The 1,758-nt window shown below is 53.1% G+C and carries 1 rRNA gene; it reads right to left on the reverse strand.

Annotated features, from left to right (window positions below):
- Positions 1–53: 53 nt before the first annotated feature.
- A 16S ribosomal RNA gene (locus tag KVT28_RS24640) occupies positions 54–1,593 on the reverse strand.
- Positions 1,594–1,758 lie beyond the last annotated feature (165 nt).

The raw sequence follows: 1,758 nt of genomic DNA on the forward strand, positions 1-1,758 counted from the left end.
TTACTTTCTATCAGACAATCTGTGTGAGCACTTCGCGGGAAGGTATCTTCAGGTAAGGAGGTGATCCAACCGCAGGTTCCCCTACGGTTACCTTGTTACGACTTCACCCCAGTCATGAATCACAAAGTGGTAAGCGCCCTCCCGAAGGTTAAGCTACCTACTTCTTTTGCAACCCACTCCCATGGTGTGACGGGCGGTGTGTACAAGGCCCGGGAACGTATTCACCGTAGCATTCTGATCTACGATTACTAGCGATTCCGACTTCACGGAGTCGAGTTGCAGACTCCGATCCGGACTACGACGCACTTTATGAGGTCCGCTTGCTCTCGCGAGGTCGCTTCTCTTTGTATGCGCCATTGTAGCACGTGTGTAGCCCTACTCGTAAGGGCCATGATGACTTGACGTCATCCCCACCTTCCTCCAGTTTATCACTGGCAGTCTCCTTTGAGTTCCCGGCCGAACCGCTGGCAACAAAGGATAAGGGTTGCGCTCGTTGCGGGACTTAACCCAACATTTCACAACACGAGCTGACGACAGCCATGCAGCACCTGTCTCAGAGTTCCCGAAGGCACCAAAGCATCTCTGCTAAGTTCTCTGGATGTCAAGAGTAGGTAAGGTTCTTCGCGTTGCATCGAATTAAACCACATGCTCCTCCGCTTGTGCGGGCACCCGTCAGTTCATTTGAGTTTTAACCTAGCGGCCGTACTCCCCAGGCGGACGACTTAACGCGTTAGCTCCGGAAGCCACTCCTCAAGGGAACAACCTCCAAGTCGACATCGTTTACGGCGTGGACTACCAGGGTATCTAATCCTGTTTGCTCCCCACGCTTTCGCACCTGAGCGTCAGTCTTTGTCCAGGGGGCCGCCTTCGCCACCGGTATTCCTCCAGATCTCTACGCATTTCACCGCTACACCTGGAATTCTACCCCCCTCTACAAGACTCCAGCCTGCCAGTTTCGAATGCAGTTCCCAGGTTAAGCCCGGGGATTTCACATCCGACTTGACAGACCGCCTGCGTGCGCTTTACGCCCAGTAATTCCGATTAACGCTTGCACCCTCCGTATTACCGCGGCTGCTGGCACGGAGTTAGCCGGTGCTTCTTCTGCGGGTAACGTCAATCGGTGAAGCTATTAACTTCACCGCCTTCCTCCCCGCTGAAAGTACTTTACAACCCGAAGGCCTTCTTCATACACGCGGCATGGCTGCATCAGGCTTGCGCCCATTGTGCAATATTCCCCACTGCTGCCTCCCGTAGGAGTCTGGACCGTGTCTCAGTTCCAGTGTGGCTGGTCATCCTCTCAGACCAGCTAGGGATCGTCGCCTAGGTGAGCCATTACCCCACCTACTAGCTAATCCCATCTGGGCACATCCGATGGTGTGAGGCCCGAAGGTCCCCCACTTTGGTCTTGCGACGTTATGCGGTATTAGCTACCGTTTCCAGTAGTTATCCCCCTCCATCGGGCAGTTTCCCAGACATTACTCACCCGTCCGCCACTCGTCACCCGAGAGCAAGCTCTCTGTGCTACCGTTCGACTTGCATGTGTTAGGCCTGCCGCCAGCGTTCAATCTGAGCCATGATCAAACTCTTCAATTTAAGTTTGATTTGCTGAAACCAGTTCAGCGGTGCTCATCTGTAAAACGTCATAATGAATTTCATTATGTGTTCACTCGTGAGGCTTTGATATTTTTTTGCGTCCGGAGACGCGGATATCAATCCTGCGAGTGCCCACACAGATTGTCTGATAAATTGTTAAAGAGC

Origin of the sequence: Pantoea sp. GbtcB22 (assembly GCF_019091025.1) — a bacterium.
Lineage (GTDB): Bacteria > Pseudomonadota > Gammaproteobacteria > Enterobacterales > Enterobacteriaceae > Pantoea > Pantoea leporis.